This window comes from Bradyrhizobium sp. USDA 4369 (genome assembly GCF_054056435.1).
Genome location: NZ_JBSRYH010000001.1, coordinates 3,327,408 through 3,350,490, shown reverse-complemented (window position 1 = coordinate 3,350,490; position 23,083 = coordinate 3,327,408). Strand labels below are relative to the sequence as shown.

Here is a 23,083-nt window from a genome sequence, read left to right as displayed (position 1 = left end):
CGGTACGTTTCTGGTTCTGGGTACCGGGAGCAAGTTTAGAACATGAAATAGCGCTGCGCCATGGGCAGCACCTCGGCAGGCTCGCAGGTCAGGAGCTCGCCATCTGCGCGCACCTCATAGGTCTCCGGATCGACCTCGATGTCCGGCGTCGCATCATTGTGAATCATGCTTTTCTTCGAGATCTTGCCGCGGGTGTTCTGCACCGCGTAGAGCTTCTTGGAGAGGCCGAGCTTGCGCGCAAGGCCGCCCGCGACCGCCGCCTTCGAGGTGAAGATCACCGAGGACGCCGTCAGCGACTTGCCGAAGGCGCCGAACATCGGCTGGTAATGCACCGGCTGCGGCGTCGGGATCGAGGCATTGGGGTCGCCCATCGGCGCAGCGACGATCGTGCCGCCCTTGATGACGCAGTCGGGCTTGACGCCGAAGAAGGCGGGCGACCACAGCACGAGGTCGGCAAGCTTGCCCTTCTCGACCGAACCGATCAGCTTCGACACGCCATGCGCGATCGCCGGGTTGATCGTGTATTTGGCGATGTAGCGCTTGACGCGGAAATTGTCGTTGTCCTTGCCCTTGTCTTGCGGCAAGGCGCCGCGCTGCTTCTTCATCTTGTCCGCGGTCTGCCAGGTGCGGATGATGACCTCGCCGAGCCGGCCCATCGCCTGCGAATCCGATGACATCATCGAGAGCGCGCCGAGATCGTGCAGGATGTCCTCGGCCGCGATCGTCTCCTTGCGGATGCGGCTTTCTGCAAAAGCGAGATCCTCGGCGATCGACGGATCGAGATGATGGCACACCATCAGCATGTCCAGATGCTCGTCGATGGTGTTGCGCGTGAACGGCCGGGTCGGATTGGTCGAGGACGGCAGCACGTTCTTCAGCCCCGCGACCTTGATGATATCGGGCGCATGACCGCCGCCGGCGCCCTCGGTGTGGAAGGCGTGGATGGTGCGGCCCTTGAACGCCTTGATCGTATCCTCGACGAAGCCCGACTCGTTCAGCGTGTCCGAGTGCAGCATGACCTGGATGTCGTGGTCGTCGGCGACCGAGAGGCAGTTGTCGATCGCGGCCGGCGTCGTGCCCCAATCCTCGTGCAGCTTCAGCGCGCAGGCGCCGGCCTTGATCATCTCGACCAGCGCCGCCGGGCGTGACGCATTGCCCTTGCCGGAAATGCCGAGATTCACCGGGAACGCGTCGAACGACTGCATCATCCGGCCGATGTGCCACGGGCCGGGCGTGCAGGTGGTGGCGAAGGTGCCGTGCGAGGGGCCGGTACCGCCGCCGAGCAGCGAGGTGACGCCAGACATCAGCGCATGCTCGATCTGCTGCGGGCAGATGAAATGGATGTGGCTGTCGAAGCCGCCGGCGGTGAGGATCTTGCCCTCGCCCGCGATCACGTCGGTGCCCGGGCCGATCACGATGGTCACGCCGGGCTGGATGTCGGGATTGCCGGCCTTGCCGATCGCGCTGATCATGCCGTCCTTGATCGCGACGTCGGCCTTCACGACCCCCCAATGATCGACGATCAGGGCGTTGGTGATCACGGTGTCGGCGGCGCCCTGCCTGTTGGTCGCCTGCGACTGCCCCATGCCATCACGGATCACCTTGCCGCCGCCGAACTTTACCTCCTCGCCATAAATGGTGAAATCTTTCTCCACCTCGATGATCAGGTCGGTGTCGGCCAGCCGGACTTTGTCACCGGTGGTCGGGCCGAACATGTCGGCATAGACGGAACGCTTGATCTTGACGGACATCGTTGGCCCCCAATTAGCTCTGCTTGTCGTGATGGCGAGACGCCGGCCGTTTGCTCACAGCGAGCCCCGCGCATTCGCAACGGTCTCATCGAACAGCGTATCCAGCCGCGGGTTCACGCCGCGGCAGCCGGCGACGACCTGTTCGGCCCAGCCGAGATACTCCATCAACTCGAGCTGCTGCTCCAGGTCAGGCTCGAAGAAGATACGGGCGCGGATGTTGCTGATCTTGTCGGCGATCTTGATCTGCTTGGCGCCTGCAGACTTGCCGGGAGCGGCAATGACCTGCACGGCGCGGCGCTCGCTCTTCGGCAAGGTCATATCGTCCGTCACCTCCTCGACGAGGCCAGCGACGCGCGCGCCGAAGCGCTGCGTCAGCTCGTCGGCGGTGGTGTCGGTGTCCTCGATGCTGTCATGCAGCCAGCCGGCGGCGACCAGCTCGGCGTCGGCGCCATCGCTGGTCGCCGCGAGGATGCTCGCGACCTCGGCGAGATGATTGACGTAAGGCTCCTCGTCGCGGCCCTTGCGCTGCTGGCCAGCATGGCGGCGGGCCGCGAGCTCGGCGGCTTCGGAGACGAGGCGTAACCCGGTCGGCATCGTCTTACAACTTGCCCATGACGTCGCCGCGGAAGCCATAGACCATGCGCTTGCCGGCGAGCGCCACCAGCTGCACGTCGCGGGTCTGGCCGGGCTCGAAGCGCACCGCGGTGCCGGCGGCGATATCGAGCCGCATGCCGCGCGCTTTCTTGCGGTCGAATTTCAGCGCCGGATTGGTCTCGAAGAAATGGTAGTGCGAGCCGACCTGGATCGGCCGGTCGCCGGTGTTGGCGACCGAGAGCGTCACCGTCTTGCGGCCGGCATTGAGCTCGATCTCGCCGTCCTGAATAAAGAGTTCGCCGGGGATCATGTGTTACCTCTCAGGTTTCCACTGCGTCATGGCCGGGCTTGTCCCGGCCATCCACGTCTTTCCATTCAGGTCGAACAGCGTGGATGCCCGGGCCTTCGCCGCGCCGAAGCGGCTACGGCCGCGCAGGCGGGTCAAGCCCGGGCATGACGACCGAAAGAGTTGGGCTCGCTTCACCGGATCGGCTCGTGCACCGTGACGAGCTTGGTGCCGTCCGGGAATGTCGCCTCGACCTGGATGTCGTGGATCATCTCAGGGATGCCCGGCATCACCTGGTCGCGGGTCAGGACCTGGGCGCCGGCCTGCATCAGCTCGGCGACGGTGCGGCCATCGCGCGCGCCTTCCAGGATGAAGTCGGAGATGATCGCGACCGCCTCGGGATGGTTGAGCTTGACGCCGCGCTCGAGCCTGCGGCGGGCCACGATGGCGGCCATCGAGATCAGGAGCTTGTCCTTTTCGCGGGGAGACAGGTTCATGCGGACTCTCTGGTGATCGTCTTCTGGTCAACGTCTTCTGGTAATCGTCAGTTGGTCAACGTCTAATTAAGCCATAGCCGCGGGAGCGGCACGGCGGAGGCACAGCCGAGCACGGCCATCATGTCGGCGCGCAGGCTCGCGGCATCTTGGGCACAGAAGCGCGCCATTGCAAATCCATTCCAGGCCGACAGCCCGGCCTCGCCTCGGAAGGCCGGCAGGCTCTCCCGGATGCGTTCGACCAGCGCTGCGTCGCCCGGCACGATCAGCGCCGTTCCGATCGCCGCGGCGCCCTTGGCGATCGCCGGCTGCGCCAGCTTGGCACCGATGTCGCCGTCGAGGCAGACCGTCTCGGCGAACACCAGCCTGCCGCCGCGCCGCAGCCGCCAGCGATCGACGAACTCGCCCTCGCGCATACGTTCGCCCATGGCGGTGCGGCCGAACACGACGATCTCGCACAGCAGGAGAGAAGCGGTTGCGGCGAGATCGATGTCGATGCGGCGGTGGATACGGGCGCGGTCGAACAGGATGGTCTCCTGCGGCAGCCACGAAATATGCGCGCCCGCCGCGGCGGTCAGCGCAATGTCGAGCTCGGCCGGCTTGCCCGGGGCGCGATACACCTTCTCGGCGGCGGCGCTCGACAGCGTCACGCGGCAGCCTTCACCGGCCGCGACCTCGACCGCGAAGTGATCACCGCCGGCGATGCCGCCGGCCGTGTTGACGAACATCGCCGATAGGCCGTCATCCTCGGGCGAGGGAAAGCGCACGCGCAGCGAGCCGGATTCATGCAGATGATGACGCCGCGTCATGCCATCCTGCAGCCGCACATCGAAACGCACCGCGCCGCGGGCGCGGTTGGCCTCGAAGAGGTCGGCAGCGGCGCTGGCGGGATCGGCCCGCATCGATCCCCTCCCCTGGGACCGGACGCGGGCGAGACCGCGTCCACGAAGCTAAATGACGATCACAGCGCCATCTGGCGGCTGATCTCGGCCGGATCAAGATTGGCGCGGGTGCAGGTGAATTTCACCGCGCCGCGATCCATGACGGCGAAGTTGTCGCCGAGTTCGCAGGCAAAGTCGAGATATTGCTCAACCAGGACGATGGCGATGTTGCCGAGATTGCGCAAGTAAGAGATGGCCCTTCCAATGTCCTTGATGATCGACGGCTGGATGCCCTCGGTCGGCTCGTCGAGCAGCAGGACCTTCGGCCGCATCACCATGGCGCGGCCGATCGCGAGCTGCTGCTGCTGGCCACCGGAGAGATCGCCGCCGCGGCGGCCGAGCATCGACTGCAGCACCGGAAACAGCGAGAACACGTCGTCCGGGATGCTGCGATCGCTGCGCTTAAGCGGGCCGAAGCCGGTCTTGAGGTTCTCCTCGACCGTCAGCAGCGGAAAGATCTCGCGGCCCTGCGGCACGAAGCCGATGCCCTTGCGCGCCCGCTCATAGGGCTTGAGATGGGTGATGTCAGCGCCGTCGAAGGTGATGCTGCCGGAGGCCAGCGGATATTGCCCGACCAGCGCCCGCAAGAGCGAGGTCTTGCCGACGCCGTTGCGGCCGAGCACGCAGGTGACCTTGCCGGTTTCAGCCGCGATCGAGACGCCGCGCAACGCCTGGGCGGCGCCGTAATAGAGGTTGATGTTGTCGACGCTCAGCATTAGCGGCCTCCGGCCGGAAGGGGGCGAATGGCGAATAGCGAATAGCGAATAGAAATTCCTGTCCCGTTCATGCTTCCCTGCGCTCTTCCCAATTCGCTACTCGCCATTCGCTATTCGCGGGCCGATTAGCGGCCCAGATAGACCTCGATCACCCGGTCGTTCGACGACACCTGATCGATGGTGCCTTCGGCCAGCACCGTGCCTTCATGCAGGCAGGTGACCTTGACGCCGAGCTCGCGAACGAACGTCATGTCGTGCTCGACGACCATGACGGTGTGATCCCGATTGATTTCCTTGAGCAGTTCGGCGGTCTGATGCGTCTCGACGTCGGTCATGCCGGCCACCGGCTCGTCGACCAGCAGCAGCTTCGGGTCCTGCGCCAGCAGCATGCCGATCTCGAGCCACTGCTTCTGGCCGTGCGACAGGCTGCCGGCGAGCTTGCGCCTGAGATCCTTGAGCCGCACCGTCTCCAGCACCCTGTCGATCTGCTCGGCCTCGCCCTTCGAGCCGCGCCAGAACAGCGTGCCCTTGACGCTGTGATCGACGTTGAGCGCGAGCCGCAGATTGTCCTCGACCGACTGGCTCTCGAACACGGTCGGCTTCTGAAACTTGCGGCCGATGCCGAGCTCGGCAATCCGGGTCTCGTCGAGGCGGGTGAGGTCCGTCTTGCCGTCGAACAGCACCGTGCCCTCGTCGGGCTTGGTCTTGCCGGTGATGATGTCCATCATCGTGGTCTTGCCGGCGCCGTTGGGGCCGATGATGGCGCGCATCTCGCCGGGCTCCAGCGCCAGCGAGAGATTGTTGATGGCGTGGAAGCCGTCGAAGGAGACGTGCACGGCGTCGAGGTAGAGCAGCGCGGAGGTCGATCTCGTATCCATCACGTTCATGCCGCTCACTCCGCCATCTTGGGTTCAGTGACGCCGTCCTCGCGCGCGGCGCTGTCGGCGTTCGGCGTCTTGCTGCTGACATGATCCCACCAGCTGTTGAAGGTGCCGAGGATGCCCTTGGGCAGCAGCAGGGTGACCAGGACGAACAACGCGCCGAGCATGAACAGCCAGTAGGGCGCGAGCACGCCTGACGTGAAGAAGGTCTTGGCGTAGTTGACGACGACGGCGCCGAGCGCCGCGCCGACCAACGTGCCGCGGCCGCCGACCGCGACCCAGATCACCGCCTCGATCGAATTGCCCGGCGCGAACTCCGAGGGGTTGATGATACCGACCTGCGGCACGTAAAGGGCACCGGCCACGCCGGCCATGCAAGCCGACAGCGTGAACACGAACAGCTTGTAGGACTCGACGCGATAGCCGAGGAAGCGCGTCCGCGACTCGGCGTCGCGGATCGCGATCAGCACCTTGCCGAGCTTGGACGACACCACGGCCCGGCAGATCAGGAAGGCCAGAATGAGCGCGAGGCAGCTCAGCGCGAACAAGGCGGCGCGGGTGCCCTCCGCCTGGACGTTGAAGCCGAGAATATCCTTGAAGTCGGTCAGACCGTTGTTGCCGCCGAAGCCGAAATCGTTGCGGAAGAAAGCGAGCAGCAACGCATAGGTCATCGCCTGGGTGATGATCGACAGATACACGCCAGTCACACGCGAGCGGAACGCCAGCCAGCCGAAGCAGAAGGCGAGCAGGCCCGGTACGAACAGGACCATCAGCGCGGCGAACCAGAACATGTCGAAGCCGTGCCAGTACCAGGGCAGCTTGGAGTAGTTCAGGAACACCATGAAGTCCGGCAGGATCGGGTTGCCATAGACGCCGCGAGTGCCGATCTGACGCATCAGATACATGCCCATCGCATAGCCGCCGAGCGCAAAGAACGCGCCGTGGCCGAGCGAGAGGATGCCGCAATAGCCCCAGATCAGATCGATCGAGAGCGCGAGGATGGCGTAGCAGACATATTTGCCCCACAACGCGACCAGATAGGTCGGCACCTGCAGTGCCGAGCCGGCCGGCAGCAGCAGGTTCGACAGCGGGATCAGGACGCCGCAGGCGGCCACGATCAGCACGAAGATGGTCGCGGCTCGGTCCAGGGACCGGGTGAGCAAATGCGGCATCATGCTTCCACCGCCCGGCCCTTGAGCGCGAACAGGCCGCGCGGGCGCTTCTGAATGAACAGGATGATCAGCACCAGGATGGCGATCTTGCCGAGCACGGCACCGGCCACCGGCTCCAGGAACTTGTTGGCGATGCCGAGCGTGAAGGCGCCGACCAAAGTGCCCCAGAGATTGCCGACGCCGCCGAACACCACGACCATGAAGGAGTCGATGATGTAGCTCTGGCCAAGGTTGGGGCTGACATTGTCGATCTGCGACAGCGCCACGCCCGCGATACCGGCGATGCCGGAGCCGAGGCCGAAGGTGAGCGCATCGACCCGCGAGGTCGCGATGCCCATCGACGCCGCCATGCGCCGGTTCTGCGTCACCGCGCGCATCTCCAGGCCAAGCGCGGTGTAGCGCAGCATCGCCAGCAGGATGGCGAAGACGGCCATCGTGAAACAGAGGATCCAGAGCCGGTTATAGGTGATGGTGATCTGGCCGAGCTCGAACGCGCCGCTCATCCAGGAGGGATTGCCGACCTCGCGGTTGGTGGGGCCGAAGGCAGAACGCACGGCCTGCTGCAGGATCAACGACAGGCCCCAGGTGGCCAGCAGCGTCTCCAGCGGACGACCATAGAGGAAACGGATGATGGTGCGCTCGATCAGCACGCCGATCGCGCCGGCCACCAGGAACGCGAGCGGAGCTGCGATCAGCAGCGAATAGTCGAACAGCGCCGGGTAGCGCGTGCGGATCACCTCCTGCACGACGAAGGTGGTGTAAGCGCCGAGCATCACCATCTCGCCATGGGCCATGTTGATGACGCCCATGACGCCGAAGGTGATGGCGAGGCCGATGGCAGCCAGCAGCAGCACCGAGCCGAGCGACAGGCCGTACCAGGCGTTCTGCACGCCGGACCAGATCGCGAGCGAGCTCTGGATCGAGGCGATGGCGCTGGCCGCGGCCTTGGTGACGCTCGCCGGCTGATCGCCGCCACTGATCTCGGTCAGCAGCGCCAGCGCTTCCTGATCGCTGCGCGCCCTGATGGTCGCGACGGCCTCGAGCTTGTCGACCTCGCTGGCATCGGACTTGAACAGGAGAATGGCGGCGCGCGCCTCGGTCAGCGCCTGCTTGACACTGCGATTGGTTTCCTTGGTGAGCGCCGATTCCACCGTCGGCAGCGTCGCCTCGTCATGCGACTTGAACACGGATTTCGCCGCGGAAAGCCGCGTGATCACGTCCGGCGAAAGCAGGGTCAGGCCGCCCAACGCGGCATCGACGCTGCGGCGCAGGCGGTTGTTGAGGCTCACCGCCGCGGCATTGTCGGGAAGCTTGTCGACGGCAGCGCCGGTGGCTGCATCGATGATCTTGCCGTCGGTCTGCTTGACATAGACCTTCTTGCTCTCGGCGTCGAACATCAGCCGCTCGTCCTGCAGCGCGCTGATGATCGGATAGGCCAGCGGATTGCCCGACACGGCGATCTCGCCCACCGCATCATCGGTGTCGGAGAAATCGTCATTGGCGAATTTGGCGACGGATTCTTCGAAGCTGGTGGCGAAGGCCGGAACGGCCGCGACGATCAGGGCAATGGATAGAAGAAGGCTGCGAACAATCGCGAGAACAATGGCAGGCACTGGACCACCCCGGCAGGAGGAAGAGAGAAGGCGGCAGTGATCGCCGCCTTCTCCGGTCGTGATGAAGTCGTCAGGTCGGGATCAGGTGCCAGAGCCCAGGCACTTGTTGGTCTTGACGTTGAAGTTGCCGCACTTCTTGCCCACCCAGTCGCCGATCAGGTCCTTGGAGCCCTCGAGCTCCTTCGACCAGGCGTCGCCCGGGACCAGATCCTTGGTCTTGTAGACGACGCTGAACTGGCCATCGCCCTTGATCTCGCCGATGAACACCGGCTTGGTGATGTGGTGGTTCGGCAGCATCTTCGACACGCCGCCGGTCAGGTTCGGCGCCTCGGTGCCGGGCAGCGCATCGATGACCTTGTCGGCGTCGGTCGACTTGACCTTCTCGACCGCCTTCACCCACATGTTGAAGCCGATCACATGCGCTTCCATCGGGTCGTTGGTCACACGCTTCGGATTCTTGGTGTAGGCCTGCCAATCCTTGATGAACTTCTCGTTGGCCGGGGTCTTGATCGACTCGAAATAGTTCCAGGCGGCGAGATGGCCGACCAGCGGCTTGGTGTCGATGCCGGCGAGCTCTTCCTCACCCACCGAGAACGCGACCACCGGGATATCCTTGGCCTTGATGCCCTGGTTGCCGAGCTCCTTGTAGAACGGAACATTGGCGTCGCCGTTGATGGTCGAGACCACGGCGGTCTTCTTGCCGGCCGAGCCGAACTTCTTGATGTCGGCGACGATCGTCTGCCAGTCGGAGTGACCGAACGGCGTGTAGTTGATCATGATGTCGTCCTGAGCCACGCCCTTGGACTTCAGGTAGGCTTCCAGGATCTTGTTGGTGGTGCGCGGATAGACGTAGTCGGTGCCGGCCAGCACCCAGCGCTTCACCTTCTCTTCCTTCATCAGGTAGTCGACCGCCGGGATCGCCTGCTGGTTCGGCGCCGCGCCGGTGTAGAACACGTTGCGCTCGCTCTCCTCGCCCTCGTACTGGACCGGGTAGAACAGGATGCTGTTGAGCTCCTTGAACACCGGCAGCACCGACTTGCGCGACACCGAGGTCCAGCAGCCGAACACGACCGCGACCTTGTTCTTAGTGATCAGCTCGCGCGCCTTCTCGGCGAACAGCGGCCAATTCGAAGCGGGGTCGACCACGACGGCCTCGAGCTTCTTGCCGAGCACGCCGCCCTTCTTGTTCTGCTCGTCGATCAGGAACAGGATCGTGTCCTTCAGCGTGGTCTCGCTGATCGCCATGGTGCCTGACAACGAATGCAGAACGCCGATCTTGATGGTGTCGTCCGCAGCCATCGCCGGGCCGAAGCCGGCAGCGCCAAGTGCCAGGCCGGCAGCAGCAGCCAGCCAGCGACGGCGGCTGAACGGCGCCGTTAATTCCTGAGTGAGTCGAGTAAGCATGAGTGAATATCTCCCTGACGCAGACGTGCTTCGCAGCCAAAGCGGCCGGCGGTCTGCGTCGGAAGAATCGCAAGAAGCGTGCCACGCCCCTCACACCGACTAAGCCATTGAAAGATTATTAAAAATCAGCCCGATCGCGACCGAAGGTCGCAACCGGCGGCCCATCTTTTGAGCAGTGAACCTGACCAATCGGCCAGCACGCAGCGCAAAGCTTGTGCAATTTGTTTTGAATGGCTAATTTTAAAGCAGCAGAGTACCACCTCGATCGCCACTGCGGTACGCACGTGGCCTTGAAAGTGACGCGCAGCTGCTCCATATATCTGGCAGATCGAGGCGAATCAGCCGGATCTTTGCGAGCCGCGTGTTCTTTAGCTCATCCAGAGCTTTTGGCTCCGCATTCTCAGCACTCCACAATAGGCGCTCCAAACACGCGGGTGTCTCTAGTCACCCGCCCGCGTCCGGCATGCATGCCGACGAGGGCCTTATCCTCTTATGGAAAGCCCACGCTTTTGACATCCTTCCAGGATTTTAACCTCGCCGACGCGCTGACGCGCGCGCTGAAGGAAGAGAACTACACCACCCCCACCCCGATCCAGGCCCAGACCATCCCGATCGCGCTTCAAGGCCGCGACGTGATCGGCATCGCGCAGACCGGAACCGGCAAGACCGCATCCTTTGCGCTGCCGATCCTACACCGTCTGCTGGAGAACCGCATCAAGCCGCAGCCGAAGACGGCCCGCGTGCTGGTGCTGAGCCCGACCCGCGAGCTGTCGGGCCAGATCCTCGACAGCTTCAACACCTATGGCCGTCATATCCGCCTGACCTCGGCGCTTGCCATCGGCGGCGTTCCCATGGGACGCCAGGTCCGCGCGCTGATGCCGGGCGTCGACGTGCTGGTCGCCACGCCCGGCCGGCTGCTCGACCTTGTTCAGGGCAACGCCCTGAAGCTGACCCAGGTCGAGTTCCTCGTACTCGATGAAGCCGACCGCATGCTCGACATGGGCTTCATCAACGACATCCGAAAGATCGTGGCCAAGCTGCCGATCAAGCGCCAGACCTTGTTCTTCTCGGCGACCATGCCGAAGGACATCGCCGAACTGGCCGACGCCATGCTGCGCGATCCCGCGCGGGTGGCGGTGACGCCGGTGTCGTCGACGGTCGAGCGTATCGCCCAGCGCGTGATCCAGGTCGACCACTCCGCCAAGCCGAGCCTGCTGGCCCAGTTGCTCAAAGATGAGCCGGTCAATCGGGCACTGGTGTTCACTCGCACCAAGCACGGGGCCGACAAGGTCGTGAAGGGCCTCGAAAAGGCAGGCATTCCGGCTCAGGCCATTCACGGCAACAAGTCGCAAAACCACCGCGAGCGCACCCTGGCAGCGTTCCGCACCGGCGAGATCCGCACCCTGGTCGCCACTGATATTGCCGCGCGCGGCATCGACGTCGACGGCGTCAGCCACGTCGTCAACTTCGACCTGCCGAACGTGCCGGAGACCTATGTGCACCGGATCGGCCGCACCGCGCGCGCCGGCGCCGACGGCGTCGCGATCTCGCTGGTGGCGGGACCGGACGAACTGTCCTACCTGCGGGACATCGAGCGGCTGACCAAGACCACGCTGCCGCGCGAGGATCGCCGGACGACGGGTCACCGCGACGCGGCGCCCGCCGGCCAGCCTCAGCGTCCTGGTGGCCGCCCTGGCATGCAGAATGCGCGGGCCAATGATGGTGGCAACGCCGCAAAAGGCCCTCGCCGTCGTCGGCGTTCCAATGCTAAGATGCCGGCTCTGCCAGGCAATCGTCAGGAGCCCAACCGACCGTCGCAAGGCGGCGGCAAGGCCGGGTCGATTCAAGGCGTTGCATTCCTGCATCGCGAGGGCAGACCCAAAAACCACGCTCATAACCGCAACCAACGGCCAAACTAGACGTCTATCGATCTGGAGAGAGACATGGCTAAGGAAGAGCTGATCCAGTTCGAAGGGCTGGTCACCGAAATCCTTCCCGACGCGCGCTACCGGGTTCAACTCGATGCGGGGCACGAAATCGTTGCCTATACCGCGGGCAAGATGAAAAAGAATCGCATCAAGACGCTGGCGGGCGACCGCGTGACCGTCGAGATGTCGCCCTACGATCTGGAAAAGGGCCGCCTCATCTTCCGTCACAAGGATGAGCGTCCCAGCAGCCCAGGCGGTCCTCCACGTGGTGCGCCGCAGCGCGGCGGGCAGTTTCGCCGCCGCTGAACGGTCGGTGCTCAGTCCAGGGTGGAACATTATTTCACCCTCTCGCGGCATGATTATCTCTTGCGCAATCAGCGCGCCGGTCCCTGGCCGGCGCGCAAAAAATCGTGCGCGCGCGCGCAGCTCAGGATTGTTTTGCGGCCCCATTTCCAATAGAATATACGGCAATCGATTTTCGGCCGGACGAGATTAGCTATTACCGGTACAGCCGGTTCAGACGCTGACGACCCTTCCAAAAATTCGATCTAACCAGCCCAGGATCCTGGGTTACGCATTTGATATCTGAGAAGGGAACTACCCCCGTGAGCATGGGAACCGTGAAGTGGTTTAACGCAACCAAGGGCTACGGCTTCATTCAGCCGGATGATGGCGGCAACGACGTGTTCGTGCACATCAGCGCCGTCGAGCGCGCCGGTCTCGGCACGCTGCGCGAAGGTCAGAAGATCTCCTACGAGATCGTTGCCGACCGTCGTTCGGGCAAGTCGTCGGCCGACAACCTCCGCGCAGCCAGCTAAGCTGGCGACGTTGAAGGCGGCGGGTTGCTTTCGACCCGCTCGGCCCGGCTGAGAAAGCTGCAAGTCAAAAAGAAGGCCGCGTCGAGCGGCCTTTTTCATGTTCGATATTGATGGGTGGCGAAGGTCGGCCTGCGACGACGCTGCGGCTGGTTAAGCTCTTTGTTTGAGCATGATCTCTGCGGAAAACCGGTTTCCGCCTTTCGGGATCATGCTCTAGCAGCTCGTCTTCGGACTGTAGAAGACGCAGGTCGACTGCCGCGGGCGGGTGTAGGCAACATCGCTGAGCTTGATGCCGGTCTTCGCCATCACATAGCCGATCGTCGGCACATATTGATAGTTGACCTCGCTGAAGATCAGGTAGGTGCCGCTGACCAGCAGGTCGGCCGGCACACCGACCGTCGTGCCTGACGAGCGCGGGGCCGATCCCTTGCTCCACATCACGGTGGCCTGCATCGTCTTGGGGTCGACATAGAGCTCAGTGATCGTCGCGTTCACGGGCGTCGTCGAATAGGGGTACATGATGCCCGTCGACGCAGCGAAGAAATTCGACATGTCGGAGTCCCCGACAGAGGTCGACTGAGAGGTCAGATCGGACAGGGTCCGCGCCATCAACGTGACCTTGCGATCGACGGCGATCCCCGAGCAGAACTCCACCGTGCCGAAGAACATCACCAGCATCAGCGGCACGATGAAGGCGAATTCTGTGGCGGCGATCCCCCGCTTGTCGGCCGCGAAAGCGCCGAGGCGGCGAAGCAGGCGGTCGCCCATCGTAGCTCCCGGTCTTTTTGCACAATGCATGATGGACACCTTGGCGGTCTTATGAATACGGCTCGTTCTTGAAGGCGGCCGTTCCAACCAGCAGCCGCTTGCTGCCCGAGAGGTTTGCGATGTTGTAGCCGAGCCCGGTCACGAAGATCGGCCATTGATAGAACAGCCGTACCACGACGATGTCTCCGGCGGCGCCCGGGCTGTAGGTCATGTTGTTGACGAAGTTGCCGGAATTATCGATCTGGCTGCTGATCGAGACATCGGCGAACTTCGAGTAGCTCTTCACGTCGATATAGATCTTGTTGCAGTCGAACAGTGCCGGCACCTGGTTGCAGACATAGCTCGCAAACTGGGACTGCGTATACGACCCCTGCTGGGCCTGCCCGGTGAGGATCATGCGGGCCGAATCCTGCGTGATGGTTTCGAGCACCTGACCGGCAAAGAACATCAGGGCCGTTTCGATGATCGCAAACAGCAGCGCGAAGAAGATCGGCGCCACCAGTGCGAATTCGAGCGCGGCGGAGGCCCGCCGATTGCGCCGAAAACGTCGCAAATGGCTGCGCAACGAGGCGATCGAGGACGATTGCATGGGTTCATCCGATTTGAGGGAGGCACGTCAACCTGGGTGAAAGAAATAGCGGAAACTTGTTGGGAAAGAGTTTCCTACGAAACGGACGAGGTGGGGCGGCGCGTCAACGATCCGCTAACCATGTGTCGCGATTGCCACGATCGTTCGCCATCCCAGCAGGCCTCACTGCAGAGAAGGTCTCGCGGCGGAGAATTGCACGGATCACCCATGCGCGACGACGCGCAGCGCGAGGCGGCAATGCGCCTCGCGCGATGCAGAACCTGGTAGCGTCGCGCCGGCGGCGACGCTGCTGGCGTCAATTGGCCTTGGGGCCGGATGCGGCGCTGCCGCTCGCCGTGCTGGACATCGTTCCGGCCTGCTCGAGCACCGACTTGAAATAATTGTCACCATCTCCCAGCGTCACCCGACGCTGGCACACAGGCATACAGCTATAGGTCTCACGATCGACGCCGCGATACACCGTCACCAGCCTGTCGGTCGGACCAGCCACCTGGATCTGGCGATCGACCAGCACCTGGCCGCCGCGGTCCATCGCAATGAAGTTCGTCGCCCCGTAGCTCTTGCCGGTGACGACGATGATGCCGCCGCTCTGCAGAGTGACATCCGCGATCATGGGGTTGCCGACCACCAGGGTGGCGACCCTGTCGGGCAGCTTGACCAGTTTCGCCTGATCGACATTCACGGCGATGGCCGGATCCGGATCGGCCGACGCCGCGGCAGGCCACAGCAGCATCGCGGCCACGCAAGCGCGCCATGCCAGGGAAAGATGAGGACGACACCACACACTGAACGACATTCTGGAACCCCGGGACATTGACGAGCCGTCTCAAGCGATACGCAGCGGTGACGGCGCCCGACGCGGCAAATCTGCGCTCAATTGGTGAACGATCTGCAAACGTTGCCGACTCGCCTTAAGCCTGCGAGCCAGCGATCAGCGGCGGAAGGGAAAGACAAGCTGGCCGGCGAATTCGCCGGGCATCGCGGCTTCATCCTTGCCGTAGTTCTCCGGCAGTCGACCTTCCGGCATCCGGAACGTCCCGAACAGAATGTCCCAAAGCGGGAAGGTGCCAGCAAAGTTCGTGTTGCCGCCCTCTTTGAGAGCGGTGTGGTGCCAGCGATGGAAGACCGGAGTTGCCAGGACATATTTGAACGGTCCGAGCGTCCAGTTGAGATTGGCGTGCACGAAGGCCGAATGGAACGTCGTGAACGGACCGACCCAGATCATCACATTCGGCGAGATACCGGCCATCAGCAGGATCACGTCGACGGCGATCGTGCCGAGGATCAGGTTGATGGGATGAAACCGCGCTGCCGAGATCCATTCAAGGTCCTCGGAAGAGTGATGCACGGCATGATATTTCCAGAACTCGCCGCCATGGAACAGCCGGTGCGTCCAATACAGCATGAAGTCGGCGAGCACGATGAACAGCAGACCCTGCAGCCATTCCGGCAACTGGGCCAGCGGCCCGTGACCATTTTCGTAGAACGCGATCAGCTCGTCTGCGTCGTGGATCTTGAACACCACGCCTGCCCCGAGCACGAGCAACCCGATGCGCAGCACACGCGCGAAAACCGGCACGAAGAACCAGTAGACCATGTCGGTGACGAGCTCGCGCTTCTGCCACCACGGCTTGCCGGGATTGCAGGCCCAGAAATGACTCAGGACCGAAAAGACCACGGCGAGCGCCAGGGTGATCGGCAGAACCTTCTCGATGGTCTGGCCGAGCATCAGTGCGACTTCCCATGGCAAACCGGACATCACGTGCCTCATTTCATGAACTTTCCCGAGGCGTACTCCGTCGCGCTTAAGGAGCCGTGAACCCAAGGCGCGTGGGTGCTCACCGGGAGCGCAAGATGCGGATGGAGGAAATGCCGGCCTCAAGAAAGAAGTGTGCGCATGACGGTGCATCGCATCTCGACATCGCGCTGCGCGAAACGCAGTCGGCTGCGCGGAACCACCTCATCGAAGATAGACTCAGACGTGATTGCGCCATGTTTCAACTCTTCTTCGTGCGCTTCATTGGAAATTTACTCTGCGCAATAACAGGCATTTGTCGCCGTGTTTCATCGACCGAATTAACTACGCCGAAATGCCTGCTGCCTAGGGTGGCCGCATGGTCACGGTGCTGAGAACGCCGCAACGACCAGATCATGTTCGACCAGCCACGTGTACATGGAGTTACCTATGAAGAATCTGCTTGCTCGCTTCGTGAAGGATGAATCCGGCGCGACCGCCATCGAGTACGGCCTGATCGCTGCCGGCATCTCGCTCGCGATCATTGCCGCCGTGAACGGTCTCGGCACCAGCCTGAGCTCCAAGTTCTCGTCGATCAACTCGTCGCTGAAGTAAGCGGTCGTCACGATCGAGCAAAAAGGCCCCGGCGATCCGGGGCCTTTATTGTTTTCGCGTTCTTTTCCGGTGGCGTTCAGTCATGCGTAACCACGTTCTGCCGGCCGGCGCGTCCAGGCGCTCCCTTGGTCGAACCGATGCGACGATGCGCTGGGTATGTCTCGCGCTCGGCCTGTCCATCATCGTTCTCGCCGCCCGCATCGTCAGCATCTGGTGAAGCCGGCCGCTGTGCGCTGGCCCGTGGCAGCCGTTTTCTGATCATTTAGGTCTTGCCGCTACCGTCGCGTGACCGCGCACACGCGCCGCTCCAATGCCGTCGGAAGCTATGACCCTTGATCTTGCGCGCCTTCTGCTGTTCCCCGCCCTGATGGCGTTCGCCGCGGCGAGCGACCTGTTCACGATGACCATCTCGAACCGCGTCTCGTTCGCGCTGCTTGCGGGGTTTCTGGTGTTGGCGCCACTGAGCGGGATGGGAATGCAGGACATGCTCAGCCATGTTGGCGCCGGCACACTCCTGCTCGTCGTCGCATTTGCCTGCTTTGCATTCGGCTGGATCGGCGGCGGTGATGCCAAGGTCGCGTCGGCGGCCGCGCTATGGTTCGGCTTCACCCATCTGATGAACTACCTGCTCTACGCATCGATCTTCGGCGGGGTCCTCACGCTGCTGCTGATGCAGTTCCGGCAATGGCCGCTGCCGTACATGCTGGCCGGACAGCCCTGGCTTGCCCGTCTGCATGCCAGGGAGAGCGGCGTGCCCTATGGCATCGCGCTCGCCCTGGGCGCGTTGATGGTCTACCCGGACACCGACTGGGTGAAGGCGATCGACGCGGCGCGCTTCGCGATGCCCTGAGACACCGTGTGAACGCGGTGTTAAGGCGATTTAGATACGCCTCATTAACCATGCTTTGACGAATAACTGCTCAACTCCCATCACGGCGGCGGAAACGTCGCAGCGTAATGTGGAAAGTGAAGCGTATGAATACCGCACGTGTTGTGGTTCTCACCATCGCTGTGGGCGCTGGCGGCGTGGCCGCATATCTCGCGAGCGGATCCGACGATCGGCCGGCTCCGGTCGCCGCTGTTGCGCCGACGGTGGAGACCGTCGAAGTCCTGGTCGCCAAGTCCGACATCAACCTCGGCCAGTCGCTGAAGCCTGAACACCTGCAATGGCAGAGCTGGCCGGCCGCGACGACGAGCTCCAGCTTCATCCAGCGCAAGGATCGGTCGAAGGGCGATGCCGAGGTGACCGGCATGATTGCCCGGGCGCCGTTCATCGCCGGCGAGCCGATCCGCGAGCAGAAGCTGGTCAAGGCCGACGGCTCGGGCTTCATGGCCGCGATCCTCCCCGCCGGCATGCGCGCCGTCTCCACCGAGATCTCACCGGAGACCGGAGCCGGCGGCTTCATCCTGCCGAATGATCGGGTCGACGTGCTCTTGTCCAAGCGCGAGCGCAATCCGGAGCAGCCCAACGCCGGCGACGTCATCAGTTCGGAGATCATTCTGTCGAACATTCGCGTCCTGGCGATCGACCAGGCGCCCAAGGAAAAGGATGGCCAGACCACCGTCGTGGGCAAGACCGTCACCCTGGAACTGAAGCCGGAGCAGGCCGAGACGCTGGCGCGCGCGCGCCAGAGCGGGACCATGTCGCTGGCACTGCGCAGCATTGCCGACATCAACGTCGCCGAGAACCGTCCTGACGAGAACAACCGCAGGCGCGGCGACAGCGTCGCCGTCATCCGCTTCGGCATTCCCAGCACGATGACGACGCAGAAGTGACCGAGAGGACCACCACGATGACATGCAGCGAAAATCAGCGAAAATTGCGGACCACGATGGTTCGCGCGCTGTCGTTTTCGGCCGCCGCTGCGCTGACCTTGAATCCGGCGCTGGCGCCGGTGATCGCGGCGGATTACCGCCCGGCGGTCACGGCAGCCGCGGCCGACGGCCAGATCAATGCGCGCTTCTTGGCGCTCGGCGTCGGCAAATCCGTGGTCATCGATCTGCCCCGCGACATCAAGGATGTGCTCGTCGCCGATCCGAAGATCGCCAACGCCGTGGTCCGCTCGTCGCAGCGCGCCTACATCATCGGCGCAACCGTCGGCCAGACCAACATCGTCTTCTTCGACGCCCAGGGACAGCAGATCGCGGCCTATGACATTGCGGTCAAGCGCGATCTCAACGGGGCGCGTGCCGCGCTGAAGCAGCTGCTGCCCAATTCGGACATCCAGATCGAGGGCCTCGGCGACAGCATCGTCCTGAGCGGCTCGGCCGCGAGCCAGATCGAGGCACAGCAGGCCGGCGAGCTCGCGGCGCGACTCGCAGGCGGCGCCGACAAGGTCGTCAACTCGATCACGGTCAGAGGCCGCGATCAGGTCATGCTCAAGGTGACGGTTGCCGAGGTCCAGCGCTCCGTCGTCAAGCAGCTCGGCATCGATCTGTCGGGCCAGCTGAATTACGGCACCGCGGTGGTGAAATTCGCCAATTCCAACCCGTTCACCGCCTATGGGAGCAACCTGGTCTCCAACAATGCGATCAACGCGTCGTTCGGGTCCTCGGTCCAAGCGACGCTGCGGGCCATGGAAAATGCCGGCGTGATCCGCACGCTGGCCGAGCCGAATCTGACCGCGATCTCGGGCGAGTCGGCCACCTTCATCGCCGGCGGCGAATTCCCGGTTCCGGCCGGCTATTCTTGCGATCCGACGACCCATGTCTGTACGACGCAGATCAGCTTCAAGAAGTTCGGCATCTCCCTCAACTTCACACCGGTCGTGTTGGCCGAGGGCCGGATTTCGCTGCGGGTGATGACGGAGGTGTCCGAACTCTCCAACGAGAACTCCATCACCCTGTCGCAGGCGGTGACCTCCTCGACCGTGAACTCGCTCACCGTTCCCTCCATCAAGACCCGCCGCGCCGAGACGACGCTGGAGATCCCCTCCGGCGGCGCCATGGCGATGGCCGGCCTGATCCAGCAGCAGACCAAGCAGGCGATCAGCGGCATGCCGGGCCTGATGCAGTTGCCGGTTCTCGGCACGCTGTTCCGCAGCCGCGACTACGTCAACAACCAGACCGAACTGATGGTGCTGGTGACGCCGTTCGTCGTGCGCGCCGTCGCGCAGAAGGATCTCTCCCGTCCCGACGACGGCTTCGCCGCAGCATCCGATCGGCAAGCCGATCTTCTGGGCAGCATCAATCGCATCTATGGCGTGCCCGGCCGGGTCGAGCCCGGACGCAGCTATCGCGGCACCTACGGCTTCATCACGGACTGAGCTGGGACAAGGACCTGCAACGATGACCACGAAATCCAGCCCCGCTCGCCGCCTGCCTCTCGCCGCCATGCTGACCGCGACGGCAGCCCTGCTCGGCGCCTGCAACCACGCCAGGGACGACGCCATGACGGCGAGCATCCCTGACGACTACCGGCTGCGCCATCCGATCGCCGTCCAGGAAGCTCCCGACTCGCTCGTCGTCTTCGTCGGTCAAGGCCGTGGCGGTTTGACCGCCGAGCAGCGCGCGGAGGTGATGGCGCTGGCGCAGAGCTGGCTTCGCCAGGGCACCGGCGCGATCAGCGCCGACGTGCCGACCGGCACGCCGAATGCGCGCGCGGCCGGCGATTCCATGCGCGAGATTCAATCGCTGTTCGCGGCCGCCGGCATCCCGCCGCATGGCCTCACCGTGCGGAACTATCAGCCCAAGGACCCGCGCCAGATGGCGGCGATCCGCTTAAGCTATCCGAAAATGTCGGCGACAGCAGGCCCGTGCGGCGTCTGGCCCGACGATCTCGGTCCGACGATCAAGAACAAGAACTGGTTCGAGAACAAGCCGGATTGGAACTTCGGTTGCGCCTACCAGCGCAATATGGCCGCGATGGTCGACAACCCCGCCGATCTGGTGCAGCCGCGCGCCGAGACGCCGTCCTACACCACGCGGCGCACCGCGCTGTTCGACAAATACCGCAAGGGATCGTCAACCGCGATCACCTATCCCGAAGCCGATAAGGCCAAACTCAGCGACACAGGCAAATGATCAGCTACGCCCGACAGACCCCAGAGGAGCAGCCCGACGTCGTGCCGCCGCCGGCCGACGATCATATCGCGCCAGCCCCGCGCGTGTCGGTGCAGGCGTTCTGCGAGACGGTCGAGACGGCCGCCACAGTTCAGGCCGCCGGTGAGGATCGGCGCCTGGGCAAGGCGCATCTGAAGGTCCAGATGGGCGGCATGGCTGCTGCCATCGAGGCCTATCGATCAGCGCCGACCCCCAACGTGATCATTCTCGAGACCGATGCGCGCTCCGACATCCTCGCCGGCCTCGATCAGCTCGCGACCGTCTGCGATCCGGGCACGCGCGTCGTCGTGATCGGCCGCGTCAATGACGTAACGCTGTACCGCGAGCTGGTGCGCCGCGGCGTCAGCGATTATGTGCTGTCACCCGTCACGCCGATCGACGTCGTGCGCTCGATCTGCAACCTGTTCTCCGCGCCCGAGGCCAAGGCGGTCGGCCGCATCATCGCCGTCGTCGGCGCCAAGGGCGGCGTCGGCGCGTCGACCATTGCACATAACGTCGCATGGGCGATCGCCCGCGACCTCTCGATGGATTCCGTCGTCGCCGACCTCGACCTCGCCTTCGGCACCGCCGGTCTCGACTACAACCAGGATCCCGCGCAAGGGATCGCCGACGCCGTGTTCTCGCCGGACCGGATCGACGTCGCCTTCATGGATCGGCTGCTGTCCAAATGCACCGATCATCTGAGCCTGCTCGCGGCGCCTGCGACGCTGGATCGGGTTTACGATTTTGGCGTTGAGGCGTTCGATGCGATCTTCGATACGCTCCGGGCCTCGATGCCGTGTATCGTGCTCGATGTTCCCCACCAATGGTCGGGCTGGACCAAGCGGGCGCTGATCAGCGCGGACGACATTCTGATCGTGGCCGCGCCGGACCTTGCCTCGTTGCGCAACACCAAGAACATCTACGACCTGCTCAAGGCCGCGCGCCCGAACGACCGCATGCCGCTGTACTGCCTGAATCAGGTCGGCGTTCCCAAGCGGCCGGAGATCAATGCGAGCGAATTCGCCAAGGCGATCGAGAGCCAGCCGATCGCCTCGATACCGTTCGAGCCTCAGGTCTTCGGTGCGGCCGCGAACAACGGCCAGATGATCGCGGAGATGTCGCCCAATCATCGGACCACCGAGATGTTCCTGCAGATCGCCCAGCGGCTGACCGGCCGCAGCGAGACCAAGAAGCCGAAAGGCTCCTTCCTGTCACCTCTGCTCGACAAGCTGAGGTCGAAGTAAGCACGCGTGGAGTTCTAGGTCGTGTTTGGTAAGCGTAGCGGATTGGACAACGATACCAGGGCTCTCAGGCCGGCTGCGCCTGCGCCCGAGCCGGCGCCGGCGGCGCCGCGCGCGGCTGCTCCGACGGTCGCGTCGCCGCCTTTGTCTCCGGCCCGGCAGGCGCCTCCGCCCCCGCCCCCCGTGGTGGAGGCCCGGCGTTCGGACAATTACTACCAGGTCAAGGCGACGATCTTCGGCGCACTGATCGAGGCGATCGACCTCGCCCAGCTTGCCAAGCTCGACGGCGAGTCGGCGCGCGAGGAAATCCGCGACATCGTCAACGAGATCATCGCGATCAAGAATATCGTGATGTCGATCGCAGAGCAGGAAGAACTGCTCGACGACATCTGCAACGACGTGCTCGGCTACGGCCCGCTCGAGCCGCTGCTGTCGCGCGACGACATCGCCGACATCATGGTCAACGGCGCCGGCACGGTCTACATCGAGGTCGCCGGCAAGATCCAGCGCACCGGCATCCGCTTCCGCGACAACCAGCAACTGCTGAATATCTGCCAGCGCATCGTCAGCCAGGTCGGTCGCCGCGTCGACGAATCTTCGCCGATCTGCGACGCCCGTCTCGCCGACGGCTCCCGCGTCAACGCCATCGTGCCGCCGCTGGCGATCGACGGACCTGCGCTCACCATTCGTAAGTTCAAGAAGGACAAGCTGACGCTCGATCAGCTGGTCAAGTTCGGCGCGATCTCGCCGGAAGGCGCGGAGATCCTGCAGATCATCGGCCGCGTCCGCTGCAACGTGCTGATCTCCGGCGGTACCGGTTCGGGCAAGACAACGCTGTTGAACTGCCTCACGAACTACATCGATCACGACGAACGCATCATCACCTGCGAGGACGCCGCCGAACTCCAGCTGCAGCAGCCGCATGTGGTCCGCCTGGAAACAAGGCCGCCGAACATCGAGGGCGAAGGCCAGGTCACGATGCGCGAGCTGGTCCGAAACTGCCTGCGTATGCGTCCCGAACGCATCATCGTCGGCGAGGTCCGCGGCCCGGAGGCCTTCGATCTCCTCCAGGCCATGAACACCGGTCACGACGGCTCGATGGGCACCCTGCACGCCAACAACCCGCGCGAGGCGCTGTCACGCTGCGAATCCATGATCACGATGGGCGGCTTCTCGCTGCCGTCGCGCACCATTCGCGAAATGATCTGCGCTTCGATCGACGTGATCGTCCAGGCGGCGCGCCTGCGTGACGGCTCCCGCCGCATCACCCACATCACCGAGGTGATGGGGATGGAAGGCGACACCATCATCACGCAGGACATCTTCCTCTACGACATGGTCGGCGAGGACGCGAACGGCAAGATCATCGGACGCCATCGCTCCACCGGCATCGGCCGTCCCCGCTTCTGGGAGCGCGCGCGCTATTATGGCGAAGAGAAACGGCTGGCGGCAGCGCTCGACGCCGCCGAAGTCGCGAGCAAGGACTAAGGGAG

The 23,083-nt window shown here is 63.8% G+C and carries 25 protein-coding genes; 11 read left to right on the top strand and 14 right to left on the bottom strand.

The window, feature by feature from the left end; genetic code table 11:
* Positions 1 to 35: 35 nt before the first annotated feature.
* From ureC to urtA, 10 genes are all read right to left on the bottom strand, one after another.
* Positions 36 to 1,751: an urease subunit alpha gene (ureC, locus tag ACVIJ6_RS15135; RefSeq protein ID WP_456773343.1), complete on the bottom strand. Its 1,716-nt coding sequence runs from the start codon at positions 1,749 to 1,751 to the stop codon at positions 36 to 38.
* Positions 1,752 to 1,805: 54 nt separating this feature from the next.
* On the bottom strand, positions 1,806 to 2,345 hold the full coding sequence (locus ACVIJ6_RS15130) for an HD domain-containing protein (protein ID WP_456773342.1): 540 nt from the start codon (positions 2,343 to 2,345) through the stop codon (positions 1,806 to 1,808).
* 4 nt (positions 2,346 to 2,349) lie between these two features.
* Positions 2,350 to 2,655 (bottom strand): urease subunit beta, encoded by a 306-nt coding sequence (locus ACVIJ6_RS15125; RefSeq protein WP_006612145.1) that lies wholly within the window; start codon positions 2,653 to 2,655, stop codon positions 2,350 to 2,352.
* Positions 2,656 to 2,825: 170 nt separating this feature from the next.
* Positions 2,826 to 3,128 (bottom strand): urease subunit gamma, encoded by a 303-nt coding sequence (locus ACVIJ6_RS15120; RefSeq protein ID WP_015669637.1) that lies wholly within the window; start codon positions 3,126 to 3,128, stop codon positions 2,826 to 2,828.
* A gap of 62 nt (positions 3,129 to 3,190) precedes the next feature.
* A complete protein-coding gene (locus ACVIJ6_RS15115) occupies positions 3,191 to 4,027 on the bottom strand; it encodes an urease accessory protein UreD (protein WP_456773341.1) in 837 nt (278 codons plus the stop codon).
* A 59-nt stretch (positions 4,028 to 4,086) separates the two neighbouring features.
* Positions 4,087 to 4,782: an urea ABC transporter ATP-binding subunit UrtE gene (urtE, locus tag ACVIJ6_RS15110; protein ID WP_456773340.1), complete on the bottom strand. Its 696-nt coding sequence runs from the start codon at positions 4,780 to 4,782 to the stop codon at positions 4,087 to 4,089.
* A gap of 125 nt (positions 4,783 to 4,907) precedes the next feature.
* Positions 4,908 to 5,669, bottom strand: coding sequence for an urea ABC transporter ATP-binding protein UrtD (gene urtD / locus ACVIJ6_RS15105; protein ID WP_456773339.1), 762 nt, complete (start codon positions 5,667 to 5,669; stop codon positions 4,908 to 4,910).
* A gap of 5 nt (positions 5,670 to 5,674) precedes the next feature.
* Entirely contained in the window at positions 5,675 to 6,838 is a 1,164-nt protein-coding gene (urtC, locus tag ACVIJ6_RS15100) for an urea ABC transporter permease subunit UrtC (protein WP_456773338.1), read from the bottom strand.
* Entirely contained in the window at positions 6,835 to 8,397 is a 1,563-nt protein-coding gene (gene urtB / locus ACVIJ6_RS15095) for an urea ABC transporter permease subunit UrtB (RefSeq protein WP_456776991.1), read from the bottom strand. The genes urtC and urtB overlap by 4 nt, the downstream gene beginning before the upstream one ends.
* A gap of 132 nt (positions 8,398 to 8,529) precedes the next feature.
* Positions 8,530 to 9,852: an urea ABC transporter substrate-binding protein gene (gene urtA / locus ACVIJ6_RS15090; protein ID WP_012046833.1), complete on the bottom strand. Its 1,323-nt coding sequence runs from the start codon at positions 9,850 to 9,852 to the stop codon at positions 8,530 to 8,532.
* 509 nt (positions 9,853 to 10,361) lie between these two features.
* Here urtA and ACVIJ6_RS15085 point away from each other — a divergent pair.
* The 3 genes from ACVIJ6_RS15085 (at position 10,362) to ACVIJ6_RS15075 (ending at position 12,598) form a co-directional block, all read left to right on the top strand.
* Complete coding sequence (locus ACVIJ6_RS15085; protein WP_456773337.1) at positions 10,362 to 11,771, top strand: DEAD/DEAH box helicase; 1,410 nt, start codon at positions 10,362 to 10,364, stop codon at positions 11,769 to 11,771.
* Positions 11,772 to 11,795: 24 nt separating this feature from the next.
* Entirely contained in the window at positions 11,796 to 12,086 is a 291-nt protein-coding gene (gene infA / locus ACVIJ6_RS15080) for a translation initiation factor IF-1 (protein WP_012046835.1), read from the top strand.
* Between the two features lie 299 nt (positions 12,087 to 12,385).
* Positions 12,386 to 12,598, top strand: a complete 213-nt coding sequence (locus ACVIJ6_RS15075) for a cold-shock protein (RefSeq protein ID WP_011440687.1) — start codon at positions 12,386 to 12,388, stop codon at positions 12,596 to 12,598.
* A 213-nt stretch (positions 12,599 to 12,811) separates the two neighbouring features.
* On the opposite strand, the gene ACVIJ6_RS15070 is transcribed toward ACVIJ6_RS15075, so the two are convergent.
* The 4 genes from ACVIJ6_RS15070 to ACVIJ6_RS15055 form a co-directional block, all read right to left on the bottom strand.
* Positions 12,812 to 13,366: a TadE/TadG family type IV pilus assembly protein gene (locus ACVIJ6_RS15070; RefSeq protein ID WP_456773336.1), complete on the bottom strand. Its 555-nt coding sequence runs from the start codon at positions 13,364 to 13,366 to the stop codon at positions 12,812 to 12,814.
* 49 nt (positions 13,367 to 13,415) lie between these two features.
* Entirely contained in the window at positions 13,416 to 13,955 is a 540-nt protein-coding gene (locus ACVIJ6_RS15065; RefSeq protein ID WP_456773335.1) for a TadE/TadG family type IV pilus assembly protein, read from the bottom strand.
* Positions 13,956 to 14,250: 295 nt separating this feature from the next.
* Complete coding sequence (locus ACVIJ6_RS15060) at positions 14,251 to 14,688, bottom strand: pilus assembly protein N-terminal domain-containing protein (protein WP_012046838.1); 438 nt, start codon at positions 14,686 to 14,688, stop codon at positions 14,251 to 14,253.
* A 198-nt stretch (positions 14,689 to 14,886) separates the two neighbouring features.
* Positions 14,887 to 15,714 carry a sterol desaturase family protein gene (locus tag ACVIJ6_RS15055; protein WP_456773334.1) on the bottom strand — a complete coding sequence of 276 codons (828 nt, stop codon included), beginning with the start codon at positions 15,712 to 15,714 and terminating at the stop codon, positions 14,887 to 14,889.
* 426 nt (positions 15,715 to 16,140) lie between these two features.
* On the opposite strand from ACVIJ6_RS15055, the gene ACVIJ6_RS15050 reads away from it, so the two are divergent.
* The 8 genes from ACVIJ6_RS15050 to ACVIJ6_RS15015 all read left to right on the top strand — a co-directional run bounded on the left by ACVIJ6_RS15050 (position 16,141) and on the right by ACVIJ6_RS15015 (position 23,078).
* Positions 16,141 to 16,305 carry a Flp family type IVb pilin gene (locus tag ACVIJ6_RS15050; RefSeq protein WP_012046840.1) on the top strand — a complete coding sequence of 55 codons (165 nt, stop codon included), beginning with the start codon at positions 16,141 to 16,143 and terminating at the stop codon, positions 16,303 to 16,305.
* 82 nt (positions 16,306 to 16,387) lie between these two features.
* Complete coding sequence (locus ACVIJ6_RS15045; protein ID WP_456773333.1) at positions 16,388 to 16,522, top strand: hypothetical protein; 135 nt, start codon at positions 16,388 to 16,390, stop codon at positions 16,520 to 16,522.
* A gap of 108 nt (positions 16,523 to 16,630) precedes the next feature.
* Complete coding sequence (locus tag ACVIJ6_RS15040) at positions 16,631 to 17,155, top strand: A24 family peptidase (RefSeq protein ID WP_456773332.1); 525 nt, start codon at positions 16,631 to 16,633, stop codon at positions 17,153 to 17,155.
* Positions 17,156 to 17,280: 125 nt separating this feature from the next.
* A complete protein-coding gene (gene cpaB / locus ACVIJ6_RS15035; protein ID WP_456773331.1) occupies positions 17,281 to 18,081 on the top strand; it encodes a Flp pilus assembly protein CpaB in 801 nt (266 codons plus the stop codon).
* 17 nt (positions 18,082 to 18,098) lie between these two features.
* Positions 18,099 to 19,571, top strand: a complete 1,473-nt coding sequence (locus tag ACVIJ6_RS15030) for a type II and III secretion system protein family protein (RefSeq protein WP_456773330.1) — start codon at positions 18,099 to 18,101, stop codon at positions 19,569 to 19,571.
* Positions 19,572 to 19,593: 22 nt separating this feature from the next.
* Positions 19,594 to 20,328 (top strand): CpaD family pilus assembly protein, encoded by a 735-nt coding sequence (locus ACVIJ6_RS15025; protein ID WP_456773329.1) that lies wholly within the window; start codon positions 19,594 to 19,596, stop codon positions 20,326 to 20,328.
* The gene (locus ACVIJ6_RS15020; RefSeq protein ID WP_456773328.1) at positions 20,325 to 21,593 is read left to right on the top strand and encodes an AAA family ATPase; all 1,269 of its coding nucleotides are present in this window, start codon (positions 20,325 to 20,327) and stop codon (positions 21,591 to 21,593) included. Before ACVIJ6_RS15025 ends, ACVIJ6_RS15020 begins: the two co-directional genes overlap by 4 nt.
* Before the next feature lie 21 nt (positions 21,594 to 21,614).
* A complete protein-coding gene (locus ACVIJ6_RS15015; RefSeq protein ID WP_456773327.1) occupies positions 21,615 to 23,078 on the top strand; it encodes a CpaF family protein in 1,464 nt (487 codons plus the stop codon).
* Positions 23,079 to 23,083 lie beyond the last annotated feature (5 nt).

Excerpts from the sequence above, each read along its gene's own strand:
- ureC (WP_456773343.1), bottom strand. The coding sequence starts at position 1,751 with ATGTCCGTCAAGATCAAGCGTTCCGTCTATGCCGACATGTTCGGCCCG.
- ACVIJ6_RS15130 (WP_456773342.1), bottom strand. The coding sequence starts at position 2,345 with ATGCCGACCGGGTTACGCCTCGTCTCCGAAGCCGCCGAGCTCGCGGCC.
- ACVIJ6_RS15125 (WP_006612145.1), bottom strand. The coding sequence starts at position 2,655 with ATGATCCCCGGCGAACTCTTTATTCAGGACGGCGAGATCGAGCTCAAT.
- ACVIJ6_RS15120 (WP_015669637.1), bottom strand. The coding sequence starts at position 3,128 with ATGAACCTGTCTCCCCGCGAAAAGGACAAGCTCCTGATCTCGATGGCC.
- ACVIJ6_RS15115 (WP_456773341.1), bottom strand. The coding sequence starts at position 4,027 with ATGCGGGCCGATCCCGCCAGCGCCGCTGCCGACCTCTTCGAGGCCAAC.
- urtE (WP_456773340.1), bottom strand. The coding sequence starts at position 4,782 with ATGCTGAGCGTCGACAACATCAACCTCTATTACGGCGCCGCCCAGGCG.
- urtD (WP_456773339.1), bottom strand. The coding sequence starts at position 5,669 with ATGAACGTGATGGATACGAGATCGACCTCCGCGCTGCTCTACCTCGAC.
- urtC (WP_456773338.1), bottom strand. The coding sequence starts at position 6,838 with ATGATGCCGCATTTGCTCACCCGGTCCCTGGACCGAGCCGCGACCATC.
- urtA (WP_012046833.1), bottom strand. The coding sequence starts at position 9,852 with ATGCTTACTCGACTCACTCAGGAATTAACGGCGCCGTTCAGCCGCCGT.
- infA (WP_012046835.1), top strand. The coding sequence starts at position 11,796 with ATGGCTAAGGAAGAGCTGATCCAGTTCGAAGGGCTGGTCACCGAAATC.
- ACVIJ6_RS15070 (WP_456773336.1), bottom strand. The coding sequence starts at position 13,366 with ATGGGCGACCGCCTGCTTCGCCGCCTCGGCGCTTTCGCGGCCGACAAG.
- ACVIJ6_RS15065 (WP_456773335.1), bottom strand. The coding sequence starts at position 13,955 with ATGCAATCGTCCTCGATCGCCTCGTTGCGCAGCCATTTGCGACGTTTT.
- ACVIJ6_RS15060 (WP_012046838.1), bottom strand. The coding sequence starts at position 14,688 with ATGCTGCTGTGGCCTGCCGCGGCGTCGGCCGATCCGGATCCGGCCATC.
- ACVIJ6_RS15055 (WP_456773334.1), bottom strand. The coding sequence starts at position 15,714 with ATGTCCGGTTTGCCATGGGAAGTCGCACTGATGCTCGGCCAGACCATC.
- ACVIJ6_RS15050 (WP_012046840.1), top strand. The coding sequence starts at position 16,141 with ATGAAGAATCTGCTTGCTCGCTTCGTGAAGGATGAATCCGGCGCGACC.
- ACVIJ6_RS15045 (WP_456773333.1), top strand. The coding sequence starts at position 16,388 with ATGCGTAACCACGTTCTGCCGGCCGGCGCGTCCAGGCGCTCCCTTGGT.
- ACVIJ6_RS15040 (WP_456773332.1), top strand. The coding sequence starts at position 16,631 with ATGACCCTTGATCTTGCGCGCCTTCTGCTGTTCCCCGCCCTGATGGCG.
- cpaB (WP_456773331.1), top strand. The coding sequence starts at position 17,281 with ATGAATACCGCACGTGTTGTGGTTCTCACCATCGCTGTGGGCGCTGGC.
- ACVIJ6_RS15030 (WP_456773330.1), top strand. The coding sequence starts at position 18,099 with ATGACATGCAGCGAAAATCAGCGAAAATTGCGGACCACGATGGTTCGC.
- ACVIJ6_RS15025 (WP_456773329.1), top strand. The coding sequence starts at position 19,594 with ATGACCACGAAATCCAGCCCCGCTCGCCGCCTGCCTCTCGCCGCCATG.
- ACVIJ6_RS15020 (WP_456773328.1), top strand. The coding sequence starts at position 20,325 with ATGATCAGCTACGCCCGACAGACCCCAGAGGAGCAGCCCGACGTCGTG.